The organism is Blautia sp. SC05B48, assembly GCF_005848555.1.
Taxonomy (GTDB): Bacteria; Bacillota; Clostridia; order Lachnospirales; family Lachnospiraceae; genus Blautia_A.
Genome location: NZ_CP040518.1, coordinates 894,126 through 912,234, shown reverse-complemented (window position 1 = coordinate 912,234; position 18,109 = coordinate 894,126). Strand labels below are relative to the sequence as shown.

Here is an 18,109-nt window from a genome sequence, read left to right as displayed (position 1 = left end):
TTGATCAAATCAAGGAAGTCTCCTGCAGGGTTGCGAAAAGCAATAAGCAGTGGGTGGAAGCTTGTCCGGTGTTCTAAGATCAGAATCCGAAATCTTCATAGTCCTCCGGTGTAAACTTATGATAGATCATATGCTCACCCTCCAGGGACAGACAATACCGGTAGTCATCTGGGATCCCGTCTTCGAAATATACAAGATAATCAAATCCGGTTCCGGTTGTTTTTTCCACGTGTACATGGTCAGAATAAGCACGAAAAACGTCCATCACTTCATCCAGAGTACAGCCATGACGGGCAACTGTGCCTATAAAGCGTACCAGAAATTCACTTGGCTTTCGGTTTTCGTGAACGTAGTCCGAGGCCTGAGGCGGCAGGGTGATGCAGAAACGCCCGTTTTTGGAAGAAGCCGTTACTTTTCCAAGACGGTCACAGGCATAATCTGAGAATTCTTCCATTGCATGCTGCATTTCTTCTTCCGTAAGCTCTGTGCCAAGAAGGCGGTTCAGAGACTGCAGCGGATAATAAAAACGGGTAACTCCGCTCATGTATCCGATCTTTACCTGTTGTTCCTGGATCATATCCAGGAGATTATTTTCCAGTTTTTTGAAATTCATTATGTTTTTCCTTTCCGGGGTCTGAAGGTTTATTGAACTGCATACATTCAGATCCCATTTTTTTCGCAGATATCATTGAGACAGCAGCGGTCACAGTAAGGTTTTGTCCGCGCTGTACAGACTTCTCTTCCATGATTGACAAGACGGTGGCAGAGATCATTGCCTTCTTCCGGAGGGATGATCTTCCAGAGAGCCATTTCCACCTTTTTCGGATCCTTCATGTCATGGACAAGGCCGATGCGGTTGGAAAGGCGGATACAGTGAGTATCTGTTACAATGGCAGGCCTGCCGAATACGTCACCCATGATCAGGTTTGCGCTTTTTCGGCCCACACCGGGAAGCTTCAGAAGTGCGTTAAAGTCTTCCGGTACCTTGTCGTGATACTGTTCGTGGAGAATGCGCATACAGGCGCTGATATCCCGGGCTTTGCTTTTTCCAAGGCCGCAGGGACGTACAATGGCTTCGATTGCTTCCGGCTCTGCAGCTGCCAGGGCTGCCACATCCGGGTATTTTGCATAGAGATCCTGAACTACTACATTGACCCGGGCATCGGTGCACTGAGCTGCCAGACGGACACTTACAAGAAGCTTCCAGGCATCATCATAATCCAGTGTACAGTCTGCATCAGGATATTCCTTTTTTAAACGGCTGATAACTTCATAGGCCAGTTCCTGTGTTGTCATTTGTATATGAACCATCCTTTCAATTTCGGTTATATTACTGAACTACTACAGCCAGGATGATACCACAGCATTCGGAGAATTACAAGGTGGACAGGAGTACGGAAGCAGTGTTCGGCATTCGGAAATTTTATCGGCAGAGCAATGTGGGGAATCCCCCCCAGGGGCTTGTTAATACCCTGACAATTTGGTACATTAAACGTGACCTGTGGGGGGACCTGATTTCCCTCACGTGAATAGAAAAGTGCGGAGGAATCAACGTGGAAAAACTTCTCGATGAAATCGAATCTTACTGGAGCACCCGTACAGAAGGGTACTCCGAAGTGAATCATAAAGAGCTTGCGGGAACGCAGAAAAACGCATGGCTTAAGGTGCTGACCAGTCAGTTCCCGGACAAGCCAAAGGAAGAGATCCGTATCCTGGATATCGGAACAGGCCCCGGATTTTTTCCTGTGATCCTGGCAGAAGCCGGATATCATGTAGATGCAGTAGATTATACGGAAGGAATGCTGGAAAAGGCAAAGGAAAATGCGGGAGACCTTTGCCGGAACATCCGTTTTTGGAGGATGGATGCACAGAAGCTGGATTTTGAGGATAATACCTTTGACGTGGTCATTTCACGAAATCTTACCTGGAATCTGGAGCATCCTGATGTTGCTTACAGAGAATGGGTCCGTGTACTGAAGGCAGGAGGAAGGCTTCTGAATTTTGATGCCAACTGGTATGGCTATCTTTATGAGGAAGAGCAGCGTAAGGCCTACGAAAACGACCGGAAAAATGTGGAAAACAACAGCCTGGATGATCACTATCTCTGTACGGATATTGAGCGCATGGAGCGGATCGCCCTCCAGGTACCGCTGTCAAAGATCAGCCGTCCCCGTTGGGATGTAAAAACTCTCAGAGAAGCAGGACTTCTTGGAATCCGCACAGACACAGAAATATGGAAAACGGTCTGGAGTGAGGAAGAGAGACTGAATTATCAGTCCACACCAATGTTTATGGTAACCGGTGTGAAACCGGATCATTTCCTGAATCTTCCGGTTGCGGCAGGAGAAAAAACAGAAGGCTTTCTTGAACTCGGAGATGGAGAATTTGTCCTTCCGGCAACCATCATCCGTGGAAAAGATCCGGGAAAAACCGTTCTCGTCACAGCAGGGCTTCATGCAGGAGAGTATGTGGGAATCCAGACTCTGATCGAGCTGTCGAAGCGGCTGAAGCCGGAAAAGGTAAAGGGCCAGCTGGTTCTGGTAAAGGTGCTGAACCGGGAAGACTTTGAGAAGCGTGCAGGCAGCATCAGCTGGGAAGACGGAAAAAATCTGAACCGTGTTTTCCCGGGCAAAAAGGACGGAACAAAAATGGAACGTCTGGCGGCAGCTATCACAGAATCCCTGATCCGGAAGGCGGATTATTATATCGATCTTCACGGTGGTGACGATTATGAGGAGCTGACTCCGTATGTATATTTTGCAGGCGTGGCAAAGCCGGAGATCGTGGAAGCCTCCCGAAAAATGGCAGAGCAGGTTGATGTCCCATATATGGTACAGTCAAATGTGAGTACAGGCGGCGCCTATAATTATGCGGCAAGTACCTGCGATATTCCGGCTGTGCTTCTGGAAAGGGGATGTATGGGAACCTGGCAGCGGGAGGAAGTGGATTCCATGCGCCGGGATGTGCGGAATATTCTCTGCAGCATTGGGGCCTACAGAGGAATCCGCTCCCACAGCACCTATTATCCTCTGAAGATGGATGACGTACGTTACCAGTGTGCCAGTGTCAACGGTCTCTGGTACCCGGTCAAGAAACCAGGCGATATCGTTCATCAGGATGAGTATCTCGGAGAGATCCGTGATTATGAGGGAAATGTCCAGGAAATCTGTCGCGCAGACATGGATGGTGTGATCCTTTATCAGGTATCAAGCCTTCAGGTTGTGGAAGGCGGCCCTGTGATCACCTACGGAAATATCGTAAGAGAAAAAGACGAGCGGAAAACAAGGATCGCCCAGTACTGGACCAGACGCAGCGACAGCTTTCTGGAACAGAGAAGAGCAGAGCTTCACAGTGCACTTGCAGGCCGCTGGATGGCTGAGCTTAAGAAGTATCTGCCGGAGAAAAAGAATCTCAGGATCCTGGATGTAGGCTGCGGAACCGGATTTTTTACCATTCTTCTTGCAAAGGAAGGCCATCAGGTAACCGGGATCGATCTGACGCCGGATATGATCACTCATGCAAAGGAGCTGGCTGAGGAAGAAAAAGCAGACTGCCGGTTTATGGTGATGGATGCAGAAGCTCCGGATTTTCCGGATGAGGAATTTGATGTGATCGTATCCCGGAATCTTACCTGGACACTTCCGGACGCGGAGCATGCTTATCAGGAATGGTTCCGCGTACTGAAACCTGGCGGAGTGATGATAAATCTGGATGCAAATTACGGGGCAGCAGACTTTGCGGACACTGCGGATCTTCCGGAGAATCATGCCCATCATCAGATCCAGGATGAACTGATGCAGGAATGTGAGGATATTAAGCGGCAGTTGCCTATCAGCTCTTTTCTGCGTCCGGCATGGGATCTGGAAACGCTGAGCCGTACAGGTGTGGAAGAATTTTCCTTTGATCTTGGTATCAGCAAACGTATTTATATAGAAAAAGACGAGTTTTATAATCCGACCCCGATGTTTTTGATCTTTGCGAAGAAAACGAGGTAGGAGCATGCTGAATATCAAACAGATCCAGTATTTTGCGGCCTGTGCCAAAACAGGCTCCTTCAGCCAGGCTGCAGAGCTGCTTTTTACCACGCAGTCAAATGTAAGCAAGGTGATCCGTTCCATGGAAGACGATATGCGTACTCAGCTGTTTGTCCGTCATACAAAGGGCATAGAGCTGACACCGGAAGGAGAACGTGCATATATCCATGTGCAGAGGATCCTGGAAAATATAGATGAACTGGAAATGCAGGCACAGCCACTTGCAAAAAGCAGCCTGTGTGTATGCTTTCATCCCAGCTCCTGGTTTGCGGATACCTTCGTAACGTATTATGAAGCACATAAGTGCGATGATCTTCATTATCAGGTTTACGCAGCAGATACCCATGAGATCATAAAACGTGTAAAAGCCAGACAGGATGATATGGGATTCGCCTATGTGATGCAGAATCAGCTGGCAGCGTTCCAGTATTTTCTTTCCCGGAATTACCTGGAATTTGAGCTGCTGACGGAAACCGAGGTAAATATTTATACCGGGAAAGGGAAAGCAGATACAGCAGATGAGGGAGACTTTAATATGTCCCAGCTCAGGCTGATCCAGAGATTTCCCGATGAATTTTCCCCGGATAATTACCGGAACCTTGTAGAGGAAAACGGTCATTCCGCAGTGGAGGCAGAGACTGTAGTCGTAACAAACAGTGATTATATCGTGGAACGTCTTCTTGGCTCCGGAGAGCTGTGTAATATCAGTGGTGCGGATCTTTCCGGCCGTGATCCGGGATATTCCTCCGTGAAATATACATTTCCGGGAGAAGGCCAGAAACTTGTTTACGGGTGCATCTGCCGGAGAGGTGAAGAGCTCAGTGAACAGGGAAAGGATTTTCTGGGATTCGTGAAGGAAAGGCTTCAGATTTCCGGGAAGTGATAAAAGAATAAAGCAAAAGACCAGACGGGATTTTTCTGCACGGGACACAGGCTCCTGATACAGAAAAGTCCCGTTTTTTATATGGAATACATATCCATGCAAAACCCGACTGTCCAATATCCCCGTACCGGGGTTGTCCGAAATCTGTTAAATGATAAAATGATATCAGCAGCACACTCCGCGTGCTGTATATAAAAACACTGTGATGCACATAACCTCCGCGCACTCCTATTTGTGCATACAAATGTTTTGTCGAATAATAACACGACCCTTTCAAAAGCAGTTATGATTTTGGATGTCATAACTGCTTTTGAAATATGAACACAAATCGTGGAGTGATTTGTGTTCATGAGAATGCAGCAGGGCGGAATGCGAATGTCTGTCTGAACTGTAAAGGGCAGTGGGAAAGGAAAATTATGAACAAAGAAAATAAACTCGTCATCCGGATCCTGAAACGGATTCTTCTGCTTGCTGTGGTTATGTTTCTGCTGTCTGTGGTGGTGTTTTGGCTGGCGAGACTGGCACCGGGAGATCCCCTGCAGTCCTTTTACGGAGATTCCCTGGAAATGATGACCAGTGAGGAAGTGGCTGCGGCCAGAACGAGACTGGGACTGGATCAGGGGATCGGGGTACAGTATGTAAGGTGGTTTACCAACGTAGTCCATGGTGATTTCGGATTGTCGCTGAAATACAGGCAGCCGGTTATGAATGTGATCAAACCGCTGATCGGAAATACTCTGGTGCTGGGAGGAATTGCTTATATTGTGATCTTTATACTGGCAGTTCTGATCGCCATATTCTGTACGCTCCATGAGGATCAGTGGATCGACCGGCTGATCTGCAAGATCGGAACAGCAGCCTATTATGTGCCGGCTTTCTGGCTTGGTGTGGTACTGATCCTGATCTTCAGTGTAAATCTTGGATGGTTCCCAAGCAGCGGTGCCTATGATGTAGGAATGTCAGATAGTATCGGCAATCGTATGAAGCATATGATCCTTCCGCTGGTAGTAATGATCTTCAGCCATCTCTGGTATTACGCATATATGATACGTAACAAATTCCTGGATGAGGTGCGGAAGGATTATGTACTTCTTGCCAGATCCAAGGGACTTTCCAAAAGAAAGATCCTGTGGAAGCATTGTCTTCGAAATGTAATGCCGACGATCGTGAGTATCATGGCAGTTTCGGTACCCCATGTAACCGGTGGGACTGTAACTGTGGAGGCTGTTTTCAATTATGCGGGAATTGGAAACCTTGCAGTGGAATCTGCAAAATATCATGATTATAATCTGCTGATGATCGATGTGCTGATCACGGGATTTATCGTATTTTTAAGCAGCTTTGTTGCACAGACTGTCAATGAAGAGATCGATCCAAGAATGAAGGATTCGGAGGTGAGGGTATGGTAGCTGACCGGAAGCTTTCAGAAGCTGAGCTTTTTCAGGTAGTTGGTGCCGGGTGGAAGCAGCATGAATCTGAAAAACGGAAAAAAACATTTCGGGAAAGGCTAAAGGGGAAACCGGTATTTTCCCTGTTCCTGCTTTTTCTGATCGTTTTGGGCTGTGTATTTGCGAATGTTGTGGCAAATCATGATCCCTCAGGTTTTTATCTTCAGAATCTGAATACACCGCCGGGAAAGGAATTTATCTTTGGAACGGATTCGCTTGGAAGAGATATTTATTCACTGATCTGGTATGGCGGAAGGGTTTCTCTGGTGATCGGACTTCTGGGTGCGGCGATCATTACCCTGGTTGGTGTTACCTACGGATGCATCAGCGGAACAGCAGGTCCAAAGGTGGATTCGGTTATGATGCGCTTTACGGAAATGTGCGGAAGTATTCCGACCCTTCTGCTGATCCTGATCCTGTCTGCGGTCCTTCAGGCCAATGATGTGATCAGCATATCTGTGATCATCGGCATTACCGGGTGGTTTGCACTGGCACGTATTGTAAGAAGTGAAGTGCGGCAGATAAGGAACAGTGATTATGTGATGTATGCAAGACTTTGCGGAGGAAGTTTTGGATATGTGATGTATCACCATCTGATACCGAATTTTGTTTCGGCGATCATGTTTGTGGTGATCTCTTCGATAAGCAGCTGTATTACCATGGAATCTACTTTAAGCTTTCTTGGCCTTGGGCTTCCGGCAGATGTAGTTTCCTGGGGAAGTATGCTCTCGCTGGCAAATAAAGCACTGATCATGAATACCTGGTGGGTGATCGTGATCCCGGGAGTTTTTCTGGTCATTACTTTAATGTGCATTACCAGTATGGGAAGCTTTGTGAGAAGTGAGGTAAATAATCATTACAGCAATCTCTGATGCAGTCAGAAAAAATATTTGGACGCAAACCGTGATAAAACATTCCGAAGTGTGGATAACCGGTTTGAAAATAAGGAAAGATGAGGAAAACAGAATGAAAAAGAGAACAGGAAACAACTATGGAAGAAAATATGCGGCGATAACACTGGCAGCAGTGACCGCAGCATGTACAGGAGCAACTGCAGGCAGTGTGGTAACCGTAGCTGCGGCAGAAGAAAACAAAACTCTGGTATATGCAGGTGAGTCAGAAAGTACGATCAATCCCCTTCTGAATAACCATGATGAGCTTCCGGATCTTATTTTTTCAGGACTGATGAAATATGATGCCAATGGAAAGCCGGTAGAGGATCTTGCAGAGAGCTATACCTTTGACAAGGATACCAATACCTATACTTTTAAGCTTCGAGATGGTGTTAAGTGGCATGATGGAGAAGATTTCAATGCAGAGGATGTTGTATACACCTATAAGGAGCTTACAGAGGATGAAACTCTGGGAGCCAGTATCACCAGCAATTACCAGGACATTACAAGTATTGAGGCACCGGATGATCAGACTGTGATCTTTACACTGGATCAGTATGATGCTGCCATGCTGGATTACTTTACCATGGGAATCCTTCCTGAGCATCTTCTGGAAGGAGAGGATGTGAATACTACATCCTTTAATCAGAATCCGGTGGGAACAGGTCGTTATAAATTTGAAGACTGGGATGCTACCGGCGGAATGATCACACTGAAACGAAATGAAGATTATTACGGAAAGGTTCCGAATATTGAAACCGTTGTATACCGTACAGTATCGGATGAGACTACAAAGGCAACCATGCTCCAGTCCGGCGAGGCGGATCTTGCATGGCTGAATTCCAACTATGCTTCTCAGTTCAAGGATAAGGACGGATATAATTACTGGGAGTTCACCACAGCAGATTACCGTGGAGCTGCCATGGATATGAGCACAGATTTCTGGAAGGAAAACGGAGATTCCATCGGCGTTCTGAATTATGCGCTGGATAAGGATTCCATTATTGCAGGTGTTCTTGCAGGACAGGGAGAGGCGGCATACAGCCCGATCCAGAGAAATCCTCTCGGAACAGATAAGGAAGCTAATATCTACTCCTATGATCTGGATACCTTTGCAAAGAAGATGGAAGAGCTGGGATGGAAAAAAGGTGATGATGGGATCTATGAGAGGAACGGACAGAAATTCCACTTTACCATCCAGGTGCGTGATTACGAAGAAGAGCGTGTGGATATTGCCAATGTCATGTCTGATATGCTGAAGCAGGCTGGCGTGGAAATGGAAGTAAAGCTTGTTACCAAATTTGACTGGGATGCAGGATACAATGGATTCCTTGCAGGTTATTCAACACAGTTTGACCCGGATATGGCATATGTAAACTTTGTAACCGACGCAAGTGGAAATAACATGCATTATTCCAATGCAGATGTGGACAAATATCTTGAGGAAGGCCGTCACGGTGAGACTGAGGAAGCCAGAAAAGAGGCTTACAGTGAATTCGAAAAGGCATATGCCGAGGCACCTGGAATCCTTCTGGTTGCTTATCTCCAGGGAGATTATGTAGGCGTTTCCGGACTTGACGGGCTGGATACCACACGTGTTCTGGGACATCATTCCGTAGGTGTTATGTGGAATATTGAAGACTGGACCATTACAAAATAAGGAAAAGATCATGCAGGAAACCGTTTTGGAATTAAAAAACTATTCGGTAAGCTTTGACACACCGGACGGCGAGGTACAGGCCGTCCGGAATGTTGACCTCACGGTAAAAAAAGGAGAGATACTTTGTATCGTAGGTGAGTCCGGATGTGGAAAAACCGTTATGTGCCGTAGTGTGATGAAGCTTCTGCCACCGAATGCACATGTAAAAAGCGGAGAGATTAGTCTCTGCGGAGAGAATATCACAGCTTATAAGAGAAAAAAAATGGAAAAGCTGTGCGGAAGCAAGGTAAGTATGGTGTTCCAGGACCCTATGCTGACGCTGAATCCGACGATCCCGGTTGGCAAACAGATCACAGAGGCTATCATCAAAAATCAGAAAGTATCCAGGGATGAGGCGAAAAAAAGAGCTGTGGAAATGCTGAAGCTGGTAGGGATTCCGGATGCAGAACAGCGCTATGGCCTGCAACCTCATTTTTTTTCCGGAGGAATGCGTCAGCGTTGTGTGCTGGCTATTGCACTGGCCTGTGATCCGGAAATATTATTTGCCGATGAGGCGACTACAGCATTGGATGCAACCGTGGAAGCAAAGATTCTGGATCTGCTTCTTGAGCTGAGAGAAAAAACAGGGATCAGTATTGTGTTCATATCTCATGATCTGGGAGCTGTTGCAAGGATCGCAGACAGAGTTGCAGTTATGTATGCAGGAAAGATCATTGAGATCGGGACAGCGGAAGATGTTTATTATGATCCCCGGCATCCTTATACCTGGGGACTTCTGTCTTCTCTGCCTGTATTTGCAGGTGAAAAAGGGGAGCTGAATCCGATCCCCGGAATGCCGCCCTCTCTTTTGGATCCTCCGCCGGGAGATGCGTTTGCCGTTCGGAATCCCCAGGCACTGGCAATCGATTATGAACAGACTCCTCCGATGTTTAAGGTCAGTGATACGCATTATGCAGCCACATGGCTTCTGGATGAAAGAGCTCCGAAAATAGAAAAGCCCTCCATTTTGAAGGACAGATTACAGGAAAACAGCGGCCGTAAACAGAAACCGGATAAAAAGGAAGCGTCATTTTTACAGAAAACAGAACAGAAACAGGCGTCTGTACTGATTGAAGCCAGAAATCTGAAGCAGCATTTCCGTATCCGTTCCGATTATACGATCCATGCAGTGGATGATGTTTCCTTCAGCATCCGGGAAGGTGAGATCATGGCACTGGTGGGTGAGACCGGCTGCGGGAAATCTACGACAGCCAGAACGCTTGCAGGAATCTACCGGCCTACAGGCGGGGAGATCTTTTATCAGGGAGAAAGAGTGCCGGATAAAAAGGATCCTTTCGGAATGCGGAAGAAAATGCAGACGGAGATCCAGATGATCTTTCAGGATTCGGGCGCTGCATTGAATCCCCGAATGAGCATACGGCAGATCATGCTGGAGCCTGTAAAGATCAGCCGCAGGATCCGTGACAGAGAAATGCTGGAGAACAGGCTTCGGGAAATCCTGAAGGAGACAGGACTGGATGAAAGTATTCTGTCGAAAAAGCCGGGAGAGCTTTCCGGTGGACAGAGACAGAGAGTTGCCATAGGAAGAAGCCTTCTCATGGAACCACGTCTTATCATTGCAGATGAACCCATCGCATCGTTGGACATTTCTATCCAGGCACAGATCGTCATGCTTTTTAAAAAGCTTCAGCAGGAAAAAAGATTTTCGTTTCTTTTTATTGCCCATGATCTGTCCATGGTACGTTTTTTAAGTGATACAACCGGTGTGATGAAAAACGGAAAGCTGGTAGAAATGGCACCTACAAAAGAGCTTTTTGAAAATCCGCAGCATCCTTATACACAGTCCCTGCTTTCTGCGATCCATATCCCGGATCCGCTGGAAGAGAGAAAACGGAGGCTGATCGAGTATGAAGAGCCACAGTCTCTTGGAGAGGGCTGGAAAGAATTATCCGCATGTCACTGTGTGAGAATATAAGAACATGATGGAATACATATGCATGACAAAATGGAATATGTAAAATCCCCCGCCGGGGTTGTGGCAGAACAGCCGTGTTGTTAAACTTTTGTTATTCGAAATACTGAGAAACAAAGTGCGGAGAGGAAAATATGGGAAAATATATAATAAAACGGTTGCTGCAGCTGATCCCGGTCCTGATCGGGATCACATTTCTTTCTTTTGCCATGATGCGGCTTGCCGGCGGAGATGCAGTAACTTATATGTATGAAAATGCAGGCTCTGCAGTATCCCAGGAGGTCATTGATAATGCGAAGGCAGAATATGGCCTTGATAAACCATTCCTTGTACAATATGCTGCCTGGTTTGCGGGAATGGTAACCGGAGATATGGGAGAGAGCTATGTGTCTCACAGAGATGTCTATGAAACCTTTATTTCAAAGCTTCCGGCAACGATGATGCTGACTCTGTCATCGATCCTTCTTACAATTGTTCTTGCGATCCCGTTGGGAATCCTGTCAGCAGTAAAGCACAACAAATGGGTAGATTATCTGATAAGATTTTTAAGCTTTATCGGCAATTCCATGCCGAATTTTTTTGCTGCCATGGTGCTGATGTATTTTCTGTCCATCAGGCTGGGCGTTTTGCCGGTAGTCACAAATGCAGATCTCGGACAGAGTATTATTCTGCCGACACTGACACTGGCAATCTCCATGGCTGCAAAATATACCAGACAGGTGCGTGCCACGGTTCTGGAAGAACTGAATAAGGATTATGTGACCGGAGCCCGGGCAAGAGGGATCCGCAGTCGTGTGATCATCTGGAAGAGTGTAATGAAGGCTTCCATGCTGACGATCATCACACTGCTGGCGCTGTCCATCGGTAATCTTCTGGGAGGAACTGCCATTGTGGAAAATATCTTTATGTGGGATGGTGTCGGAAAACTGGCGGTAGATGCGATCACCATGCGTGACTATCCGATCATCCAGGCCTATGTGGCATGGATGGCGGTCATTTATGTTCTGGTAAATCTGGTGACAGATATTATTTACCACTATCTGGATCCGAGAGTACGACTTGGAGGTGACAGAGCATGAGTGGAAAAAATAATATCACAGTCCGGAAACAGAAGATCCGGAAAAATCATACAAAAGCAAAGCTTGTCTTTTTTCTTGTGCTCACAGCATTGCTTCTGTTTGTAGCGGCATTTGCAAAATATCTCTGTCCTTATGATCCTTATGCCCAGGATCTGGCACTTGCCCAGAAACCGCCGGGACCGGAGCATCTGCTCGGGACAGACCGTTATGGAAGAGATATGCTTTCCCGTGTGATCATAGGAAGCACGACCAGTATTTATGCAACGCTGCTCCTGGTTGCGGTGATCACTGTGGTGGGAACGGCTATTGGTATTTTCTGTGGCTGGAAGGGCGGCAAAGCCGATACCGTTCTGATGCGTATCTCCGATCTGTTCCTGGCTTTTCCGGGACTGGTATTTGCCCTGGCAGTAGCAGGTGTTCTGGGAGGCGGTATCCAGAATGCCATCATTGCCCTGGCGGTGATCAGCTGGCCGAAGTTTGCAAGACTTGCCAGAGGGCTTACTCTGACTCAGAAGGACTCTGCATATCTTATGGCGGCAAAGCTTTCCGGAAGCAGTACAGGAAAGCTTCTGCTCAAACATATCCTTCCAAATATTGCAGGCCCCATACTTGTTACGTCAGTTCTTGATATCGGAACCATGATGATGGAGCTGGCAGGACTTTCCTTTCTCGGACTTGGTGTAAAGCCTCCAATGGCAGAATGGGGAAGTATGATCAACGATGGAAGAAGTATGCTGCAGATTTCACCGTGGATGGTACTTGCGCCGGGAATGGCGATTTTTATTACGGTAATGATCTTTAATCTTCTGGGAGATACGATCCGGGATTATATGGATCCGAAGGAACGAAACAGGAGAAAAGGATAACAGGCACTTATAAATAAATATAACACAGAAAGTGAGAGCGGAGATTATGAAGAAAAAGATTCTGGCAGCAGTGCTTGCAGCGGCAATGGTCATGAGCATGACAGGAGTTCCGGCAGCAGCAAAAAGCAAAGAAAAGAGTGAAGGAACTACCTTTGTTTACGGAACTACCGGATACAGTGAAGAAATGGGAGATGCAGGATTAAACCCTCACGACAATTATTCCGGATGGAGCTGTCTGCGTTATGGCGTAGGAGAAACATTGTTTAAGTACAATGACAATATGGAGATAGAGCCATGGCTTGCTACAGACTATGAATTTACAGACGACAATACAGTAAAGATCACTCTTCGTGACGGTGTGAAATTTTCCAGCGGAAGAACCATGGACGGAGAAGCGGTAAAGGAGTGCCTGGAGGATCTGATCGCAAACCATGACCGTGCACCTTACGATATGAAGATCGATAAGATCGAAGCAGATGGAATGACAGTAACGATCCATACTTCCGAACCATGTCCGGCACTGATCAATTATCTCGGTGATCCGTATGGTGCCATCATTGATATGGATTATGGCGTACAGGGAGAGGGCGGTTCTGCAAATGTGGCAGGAACAGGCCCCTATGTTGCAACAGAGGTATCCCCAACAGAGATCAAGCTGGTAAAAAACGAGGATTACTGGGGCGGAGATGTAAAGGTAGACAACGTTATCGTAAAATCCTTCTCAGATGGAAGTGCCCTGACAGCAGCATTGCAGACAGGCGATATACAGGGAACCTATGGACTTCAGTATGATAACTATGCACTTTTTGACGGAAATCCGGACTATCAGATCAGCTCTGTAGCAACAAGCCGCTGTTTCTTCGGACAGTTTAATATGAAGTCTGAACTGATGCAGGATCAGAATGTGAGAAAAGCCATTGAGATGGGAATCGATAAGGACGGCTTCTGCAGTGTGATCATGGAAGGACGAGGTGTTCCGGCAGTGGGAGCCTTCCCAAGCAGCTTTTCCTATGGAAACGATGCAGTAAAGGCACCGTCCTATGATCCGGAAGAGGCGAAAAAGCTTCTGGAAGAATCCGGATGGACAGATACGGATGGAGATGGCTATGCAGATAAGGACGGAAAGAAGCTGTCCATCACATGGCTGACCTATCCGACCCGTCTGGAACAGCCTAAGCTTGCAGAATATGCACAGTCCACTTTAAAGGACATCGGAATTGAGGTCGATGTCAACAATACAGCAGACCATGCGACGTATGCAAAGAATGGAGAATTTGATGTATATGTAAGCTCGCTTACAACTGCACCTACCGGTGATCCGGAATATTTCTTCACAAGTACAGTTGTATCTGATGCTGCCAAAAATTATGGCAAATACAGCAATTCGGATCTTGATGATATCGTAGCGAAGCTGCATGAGACTTTTGATACAGATGAGAGAGGCAAGCTTGCTGTGGAAGCACAGCAGACCATTCTGGATGATGATGCGTATTTCTTTGTTTCTCATCTGAATATGGGACTTGTGTCAAAGTCAAATGTATCAGGGCTGACTGCTCACCCATGTGATTATTACGAGATCACGGCAGATCTGGAAGTGAAATAAGATGGAATCATTGTTGAAGCTTGAGCATGTGACGATCTGCTACAACGGAGAACCGGTTGTACATGATGTGGATCTGAAACTGAATAAAGGGGAGATCCTGGGGGTGGTAGGCGAATCCGGAAGCGGAAAAAGTACCATCATCAAGGCAATCATGGGACTTCTGGGAAATGAAGGCATGGTGACAGAAGGAGATATCTGGTACAAGGGAAAAAATATAGTGGATATGCCGGAAAAAGAATTACGCAGACTTCTGGGCCCTGAGATCGCCATGGTTTTTCAGGATTCAGGAGCAGCCCTTTGTCCCATCCGCACCGTAGGCGCTCAGATCTATGAGAGTATGCGGGAGCATGAAAGGATCAGCCGTAAAGAGTGTGCAGAGCGCACCGTCCGGATGATGGCTAAGATCGGCCTCAAGGATGGGGAACGTGTTTTGCAAAGCTACCCATTTGAATTGTCCGGCGGTATGAATCAGCGTGTGGGAATCTGTATTTCCATGCTGCAGAATCCGTCGCTTCTTCTGGCAGATGAGCCTACCAGTGCTCTGGATGTAACCATACAGAAACAGGTGGTTGAGGAAATGCTGCTGATGCGTAAGGAATACGGAACAGCCATGATCGTTGTCACACACAACATCGGTGTGGTGGAAAAAATGGCAGATAAGGTTCTGGTACTGAAAAACGGAAAGGTGAGGGAATACGGAAAAACAGCTCAGGTTCTGACAGATCCGGAGGATCCCTATACAAAAGAGCTTATGAGTTCGGTACCTCGTTTGAAACGTACAGGTACCGGAAATGGAGGCAGATGATGACAGAAAATAAAAACATTCTGGAAGTGCATCATTTGAAAAAAAGCTTCACCACCGGTAAAAAATCCTTCACGGCTGTAGAAGACGTAAGCTTTTCTCTGAAAACGGGGGAAGTATTAGGAATCGTAGGGGAATCCGGCTCAGGAAAAAGCACTGTGGCGAAGATGATCACACATCTGACAGAACCCACCGCCGGAGAAATTTTTCTCATGGAAAGGGATATCACACATGCAAAGGGAAAAAATCTCCGGGAAATCTACCGGGAAATGCAGATGATTTTTCAGACACCGGCAGAATCCTTTGACCCCAGATGCACTCTTGGGGACGGAATCGGGGAAAGTCTCCGGAATATGGGGATAAGTAAGAAGGAAACCAGGAACCGTGTGGAAAAGCTTCTGCTTACCTGCGGACTGACTCCGGAATATGCAGACCGGTATCCCCATCAGGTCAGCGGAGGGGAGTGCCAGAGAGCGGCTATTGCCAGAGCCCTGGCTGTGGAACCCAGAGTGCTGATCTGTGATGAAGCAACCAGCGCCCTGGATGTGACTGTGCAGAAACAGATCATGGAGCTGCTTCAGAAGTTAAAAAAAGAAAACCAGCTGTCCTTTCTTTTTATCTGCCATGACCTGGCCCTTGTCCAGCTGTTCTGCGACCGGGTGATCGTGATGCATGACGGACATGTGGAAGAGGAAGGGACACCGGAAGAGATCATTGAGCATCCGAAGACAGAGTATACGGAGCAGCTGATCCGGTCGGTGCTGTGATAATGACAGATAAAAACAAAAGAACGAAGCTCTCAGTAGTGCGAATACTGAGGGCTTTTTTGCAGGTTATACGTTGACGCATTTTCCCTCACCCGATATAATTAAAAAAGAATCGAAACCGGATGAAAACGGAATAAATATAGAGGAGACCACGAAAAATGGCAGAAAATTTACAGATCAGACTGGCAGATCCCGGTGAGGCGGATCGTCTGGCAGAGATCGAGGCAATCTGTTTTCCACCTGCGGAGGCAGCAAGTCATGAGGAAGTTGTGAAGCGTATGGGAGCATTCCCGGAGAATTTCGTTGTAGCAGTAAAGGATGAGCAGATCGTAGGCTTTATCAACGGAGGAACCACAGATAAACCAGTACTCCCGGATGAATTTTATCATGATATCACGCTTCACAGAAAGGACGGGGAGATCCAGACGGTATTCGGACTGAATGTGATCCCGGAATACCGTCATCAGGGAATTGCCGGAGAGCTTGTGGAATATTTCAAGGAGCTTGCGAAAGAGCGCGGAAAAAAAGCTCTGATCCTTACCTGCAAGGAGCATATGATCCCATTCTATGAGAGCCACGGACTGAAGAAGCTGGGTGTGGCAGATTCCTGTCATGGCGGAGCAATCTGGTATGATATGCAGATCTGGTTCTGAGAAATGAAGACAGTAACAGAAGAAAAAAGAAGAGTCAGCTGCAGAAACAAAGGTCAGCTGAATAAGAAACCAGAGGAAAAATAAATGAGAATACGAATGTACAATGTGGGATTCGGAGACTGTTTCTGTATCCGTGACAGAAAAAGCAGCCTGCTTGTGGATTTCGGGGCAGCCAACAGCAAGATCGAAGGGCGTCCACGGAGAGAGGTCTTTGATGTAATCATCTCAGACCTTACCACTATCCGCAAAAAAAATCTGCTTCTGACACATTTTCATCCGGACCATGTTTCCGGATTGCTTTATATGATGCGTTACCGAAGAGATGCCTACGAATTTGAAAAGATCTATCTTCCGGATGTATTTTCCGGTCCGGAAATGAAATATACACTGGCGCTTCTGCTCCTTGCGGATGTGACAAAAAAGGCCAGCCTTCCCGGAAGACGTGTCAGCCTTTTTGCCCTTGCAGAAGCTCTTTGCGCCAGAAGGGTAAAGATCGACCTTTTATCCAGAGGCTCAGAGTTTGAGGGGAAATATACAGCGCTCTGGCCGGATCTCAGGGAAGTCAGCCGGGAAACGGAGGACGTATTTAATTCCCTGATCGAGAATCATGAAAACGCAATGACCGAGCTTGTGAACATTGCGGAGGAGGTACGTCAGCTGTTTCTGTCCATGACAGAGGAGACACCGGAAGCAGAGCCGAAATCTGCTCCACTGTCTGAGGCATCTTTGGTGGAAGAGGATACAGAGGAATCCGAGCGCTCTTTGACAGGACAGACAGAGCCTGGTGGGGAAAACGAAGGATATACGCAGGAGAAGCTGGAGCTTATAATGGAAGATACAGGCGCAGTAGCTGAGGATACAGCAGAGACTCCGGAAGAGGCCGAAAAAGAGAGAGCACGTCGCCTCAAACCGGAAAAGCTGGAAAAGAAATTCCGTGAATTACAGGCAACCGAAGAATTTCAGGCACTTCTGGAAAGTGCGGAAAAACAGGGGCATTTTCTGCGTCAGTTCCGCCACAAGATCAGTCTGGCATTTCAGAATACCGGAGACGGAGAGCTGAACCTTCTGTTTACCGGAGATGTACAGCCACAGTACATGAGGATGATCGCAGAAAACTATGATGGCAGGATTCCGCTTCATGAGCATTACTGGTGTATCAAGGTACCACATCATGGTACGGAATCCCATTTCTTTGATTTCAGCAGATTCTCCCCGGAGAATATGATGATCCCCAACGGAGCCTACTACGACAACAGCAAAAAGAAATCTAAGAATCAGCGCACTTCCATGCAGTACGGCGGTTTATTTTATATTAATGACGCGCATATGTATTGTTCCAACTGTGACTGCTGTGACAGCTATGAGAACGGATGCTCCTGCAGGGAGTATGACGTGATCTCACCGGCGTATTATAAAGATATCTGATAGTGTTACAGATGGATTTCTGGT

15 protein-coding genes are annotated in these 18,109 nt (G+C 47.0%); 13 read left to right on the top strand and 2 right to left on the bottom strand.

Annotation, left to right across the window (positions count from 1 at the left end; translation table 11 throughout):
- Positions 1 to 79: 79 nt before the first annotated feature.
- A complete protein-coding gene (locus EYS05_RS04140; protein WP_138276664.1) occupies positions 80 to 613 on the bottom strand; it encodes a DUF3877 family protein in 534 nt (177 codons plus the stop codon).
- Positions 614 to 660: 47 nt separating this feature from the next.
- On the bottom strand, positions 661 to 1,296 hold the full coding sequence (locus EYS05_RS04135; RefSeq protein ID WP_138276663.1) for an endonuclease III domain-containing protein: 636 nt from the start codon (positions 1,294 to 1,296) through the stop codon (positions 661 to 663).
- A gap of 257 nt (positions 1,297 to 1,553) precedes the next feature.
- Here EYS05_RS04135 and EYS05_RS04130 point away from each other — a divergent pair, with 257 nt between their 5' ends.
- The 13 genes from EYS05_RS04130 to EYS05_RS04070 all read left to right on the top strand — a co-directional run bounded on the left by EYS05_RS04130 (position 1,554) and on the right by EYS05_RS04070 (position 18,085).
- Positions 1,554 to 3,995: a methyltransferase domain-containing protein gene (locus tag EYS05_RS04130; RefSeq protein ID WP_138276662.1), complete on the top strand. Its 2,442-nt coding sequence runs from the start codon at positions 1,554 to 1,556 to the stop codon at positions 3,993 to 3,995.
- 4 nt (positions 3,996 to 3,999) lie between these two features.
- Complete coding sequence (locus tag EYS05_RS04125) at positions 4,000 to 4,917, top strand: LysR family transcriptional regulator (RefSeq protein ID WP_118626048.1); 918 nt, start codon at positions 4,000 to 4,002, stop codon at positions 4,915 to 4,917.
- A 416-nt stretch (positions 4,918 to 5,333) separates the two neighbouring features.
- Positions 5,334 to 6,326 (top strand): ABC transporter permease, encoded by a 993-nt coding sequence (locus tag EYS05_RS04120; RefSeq protein ID WP_138276661.1) that lies wholly within the window; start codon positions 5,334 to 5,336, stop codon positions 6,324 to 6,326.
- Positions 6,320 to 7,237, top strand: coding sequence for an ABC transporter permease (locus tag EYS05_RS04115; protein WP_138276660.1), 918 nt, complete (start codon positions 6,320 to 6,322; stop codon positions 7,235 to 7,237). Before EYS05_RS04120 ends, EYS05_RS04115 begins: the two co-directional genes overlap by 7 nt.
- A gap of 94 nt (positions 7,238 to 7,331) precedes the next feature.
- The gene (locus tag EYS05_RS04110; protein ID WP_110102738.1) at positions 7,332 to 8,918 is read left to right on the top strand and encodes an ABC transporter substrate-binding protein; all 1,587 of its coding nucleotides are present in this window, start codon (positions 7,332 to 7,334) and stop codon (positions 8,916 to 8,918) included.
- Between the two features lie 25 nt (positions 8,919 to 8,943).
- Positions 8,944 to 10,893, top strand: coding sequence for a dipeptide ABC transporter ATP-binding protein (locus EYS05_RS17820; RefSeq protein ID WP_305764571.1), 1,950 nt, complete (start codon positions 8,944 to 8,946; stop codon positions 10,891 to 10,893).
- A 131-nt stretch (positions 10,894 to 11,024) separates the two neighbouring features.
- Positions 11,025 to 11,969: a nickel ABC transporter permease gene (gene nikB / locus EYS05_RS04100; RefSeq protein WP_138276658.1), complete on the top strand. Its 945-nt coding sequence runs from the start codon at positions 11,025 to 11,027 to the stop codon at positions 11,967 to 11,969.
- Positions 11,966 to 12,835 carry a nickel transporter permease gene (gene nikC, locus EYS05_RS04095; RefSeq protein WP_138276657.1) on the top strand — a complete coding sequence of 290 codons (870 nt, stop codon included), beginning with the start codon at positions 11,966 to 11,968 and terminating at the stop codon, positions 12,833 to 12,835. Before nikB ends, nikC begins: the two co-directional genes overlap by 4 nt.
- 46 nt (positions 12,836 to 12,881) lie before the next feature.
- Positions 12,882 to 14,438, top strand: coding sequence for an ABC transporter substrate-binding protein (locus EYS05_RS04090; protein WP_138276656.1), 1,557 nt, complete (start codon positions 12,882 to 12,884; stop codon positions 14,436 to 14,438).
- A 1-nt stretch (position 14,439) separates the two neighbouring features.
- Positions 14,440 to 15,243: an ABC transporter ATP-binding protein gene (locus tag EYS05_RS04085; RefSeq protein WP_138276655.1), complete on the top strand. Its 804-nt coding sequence runs from the start codon at positions 14,440 to 14,442 to the stop codon at positions 15,241 to 15,243.
- Positions 15,240 to 16,007 carry an ABC transporter ATP-binding protein gene (locus EYS05_RS04080; protein WP_330575549.1) on the top strand — a complete coding sequence of 256 codons (768 nt, stop codon included), beginning with the start codon at positions 15,240 to 15,242 and terminating at the stop codon, positions 16,005 to 16,007. The genes EYS05_RS04085 and EYS05_RS04080 overlap by 4 nt, the downstream gene beginning before the upstream one ends.
- Before the next feature lie 158 nt (positions 16,008 to 16,165).
- Positions 16,166 to 16,660, top strand: a complete 495-nt coding sequence (locus EYS05_RS04075) for a GNAT family N-acetyltransferase (RefSeq protein WP_059086215.1) — start codon at positions 16,166 to 16,168, stop codon at positions 16,658 to 16,660.
- 84 nt (positions 16,661 to 16,744) lie between these two features.
- Positions 16,745 to 18,085, top strand: a complete 1,341-nt coding sequence (locus tag EYS05_RS04070; protein WP_243119213.1) for an MBL fold metallo-hydrolase — start codon at positions 16,745 to 16,747, stop codon at positions 18,083 to 18,085.
- Positions 18,086 to 18,109: the final 24 nt, after the last annotated feature.

Excerpts from the sequence above, each read along its gene's own strand:
- EYS05_RS04075 (WP_059086215.1), top strand. The coding sequence starts at position 16,166 with ATGGCAGAAAATTTACAGATCAGACTGGCAGATCCCGGTGAGGCGGAT.
- EYS05_RS04135 (WP_138276663.1), bottom strand. The coding sequence starts at position 1,296 with ATGACAACACAGGAACTGGCCTATGAAGTTATCAGCCGTTTAAAAAAG.
- EYS05_RS04140 (WP_138276664.1), bottom strand. The coding sequence starts at position 613 with ATGAATTTCAAAAAACTGGAAAATAATCTCCTGGATATGATCCAGGAA.
- EYS05_RS04085 (WP_138276655.1), top strand. The coding sequence starts at position 14,440 with ATGGAATCATTGTTGAAGCTTGAGCATGTGACGATCTGCTACAACGGA.
- EYS05_RS04120 (WP_138276661.1), top strand. The coding sequence starts at position 5,334 with ATGAACAAAGAAAATAAACTCGTCATCCGGATCCTGAAACGGATTCTT.
- EYS05_RS04090 (WP_138276656.1), top strand. The coding sequence starts at position 12,882 with ATGAAGAAAAAGATTCTGGCAGCAGTGCTTGCAGCGGCAATGGTCATG.
- EYS05_RS04110 (WP_110102738.1), top strand. The coding sequence starts at position 7,332 with ATGAAAAAGAGAACAGGAAACAACTATGGAAGAAAATATGCGGCGATA.
- nikB (WP_138276658.1), top strand. The coding sequence starts at position 11,025 with ATGGGAAAATATATAATAAAACGGTTGCTGCAGCTGATCCCGGTCCTG.
- EYS05_RS04070 (WP_243119213.1), top strand. The coding sequence starts at position 16,745 with ATGAGAATACGAATGTACAATGTGGGATTCGGAGACTGTTTCTGTATC.
- EYS05_RS04115 (WP_138276660.1), top strand. The coding sequence starts at position 6,320 with ATGGTAGCTGACCGGAAGCTTTCAGAAGCTGAGCTTTTTCAGGTAGTT.
- EYS05_RS04080 (WP_330575549.1), top strand. The coding sequence starts at position 15,240 with ATGATGACAGAAAATAAAAACATTCTGGAAGTGCATCATTTGAAAAAA.
- nikC (WP_138276657.1), top strand. The coding sequence starts at position 11,966 with ATGAGTGGAAAAAATAATATCACAGTCCGGAAACAGAAGATCCGGAAA.
- EYS05_RS04125 (WP_118626048.1), top strand. The coding sequence starts at position 4,000 with ATGCTGAATATCAAACAGATCCAGTATTTTGCGGCCTGTGCCAAAACA.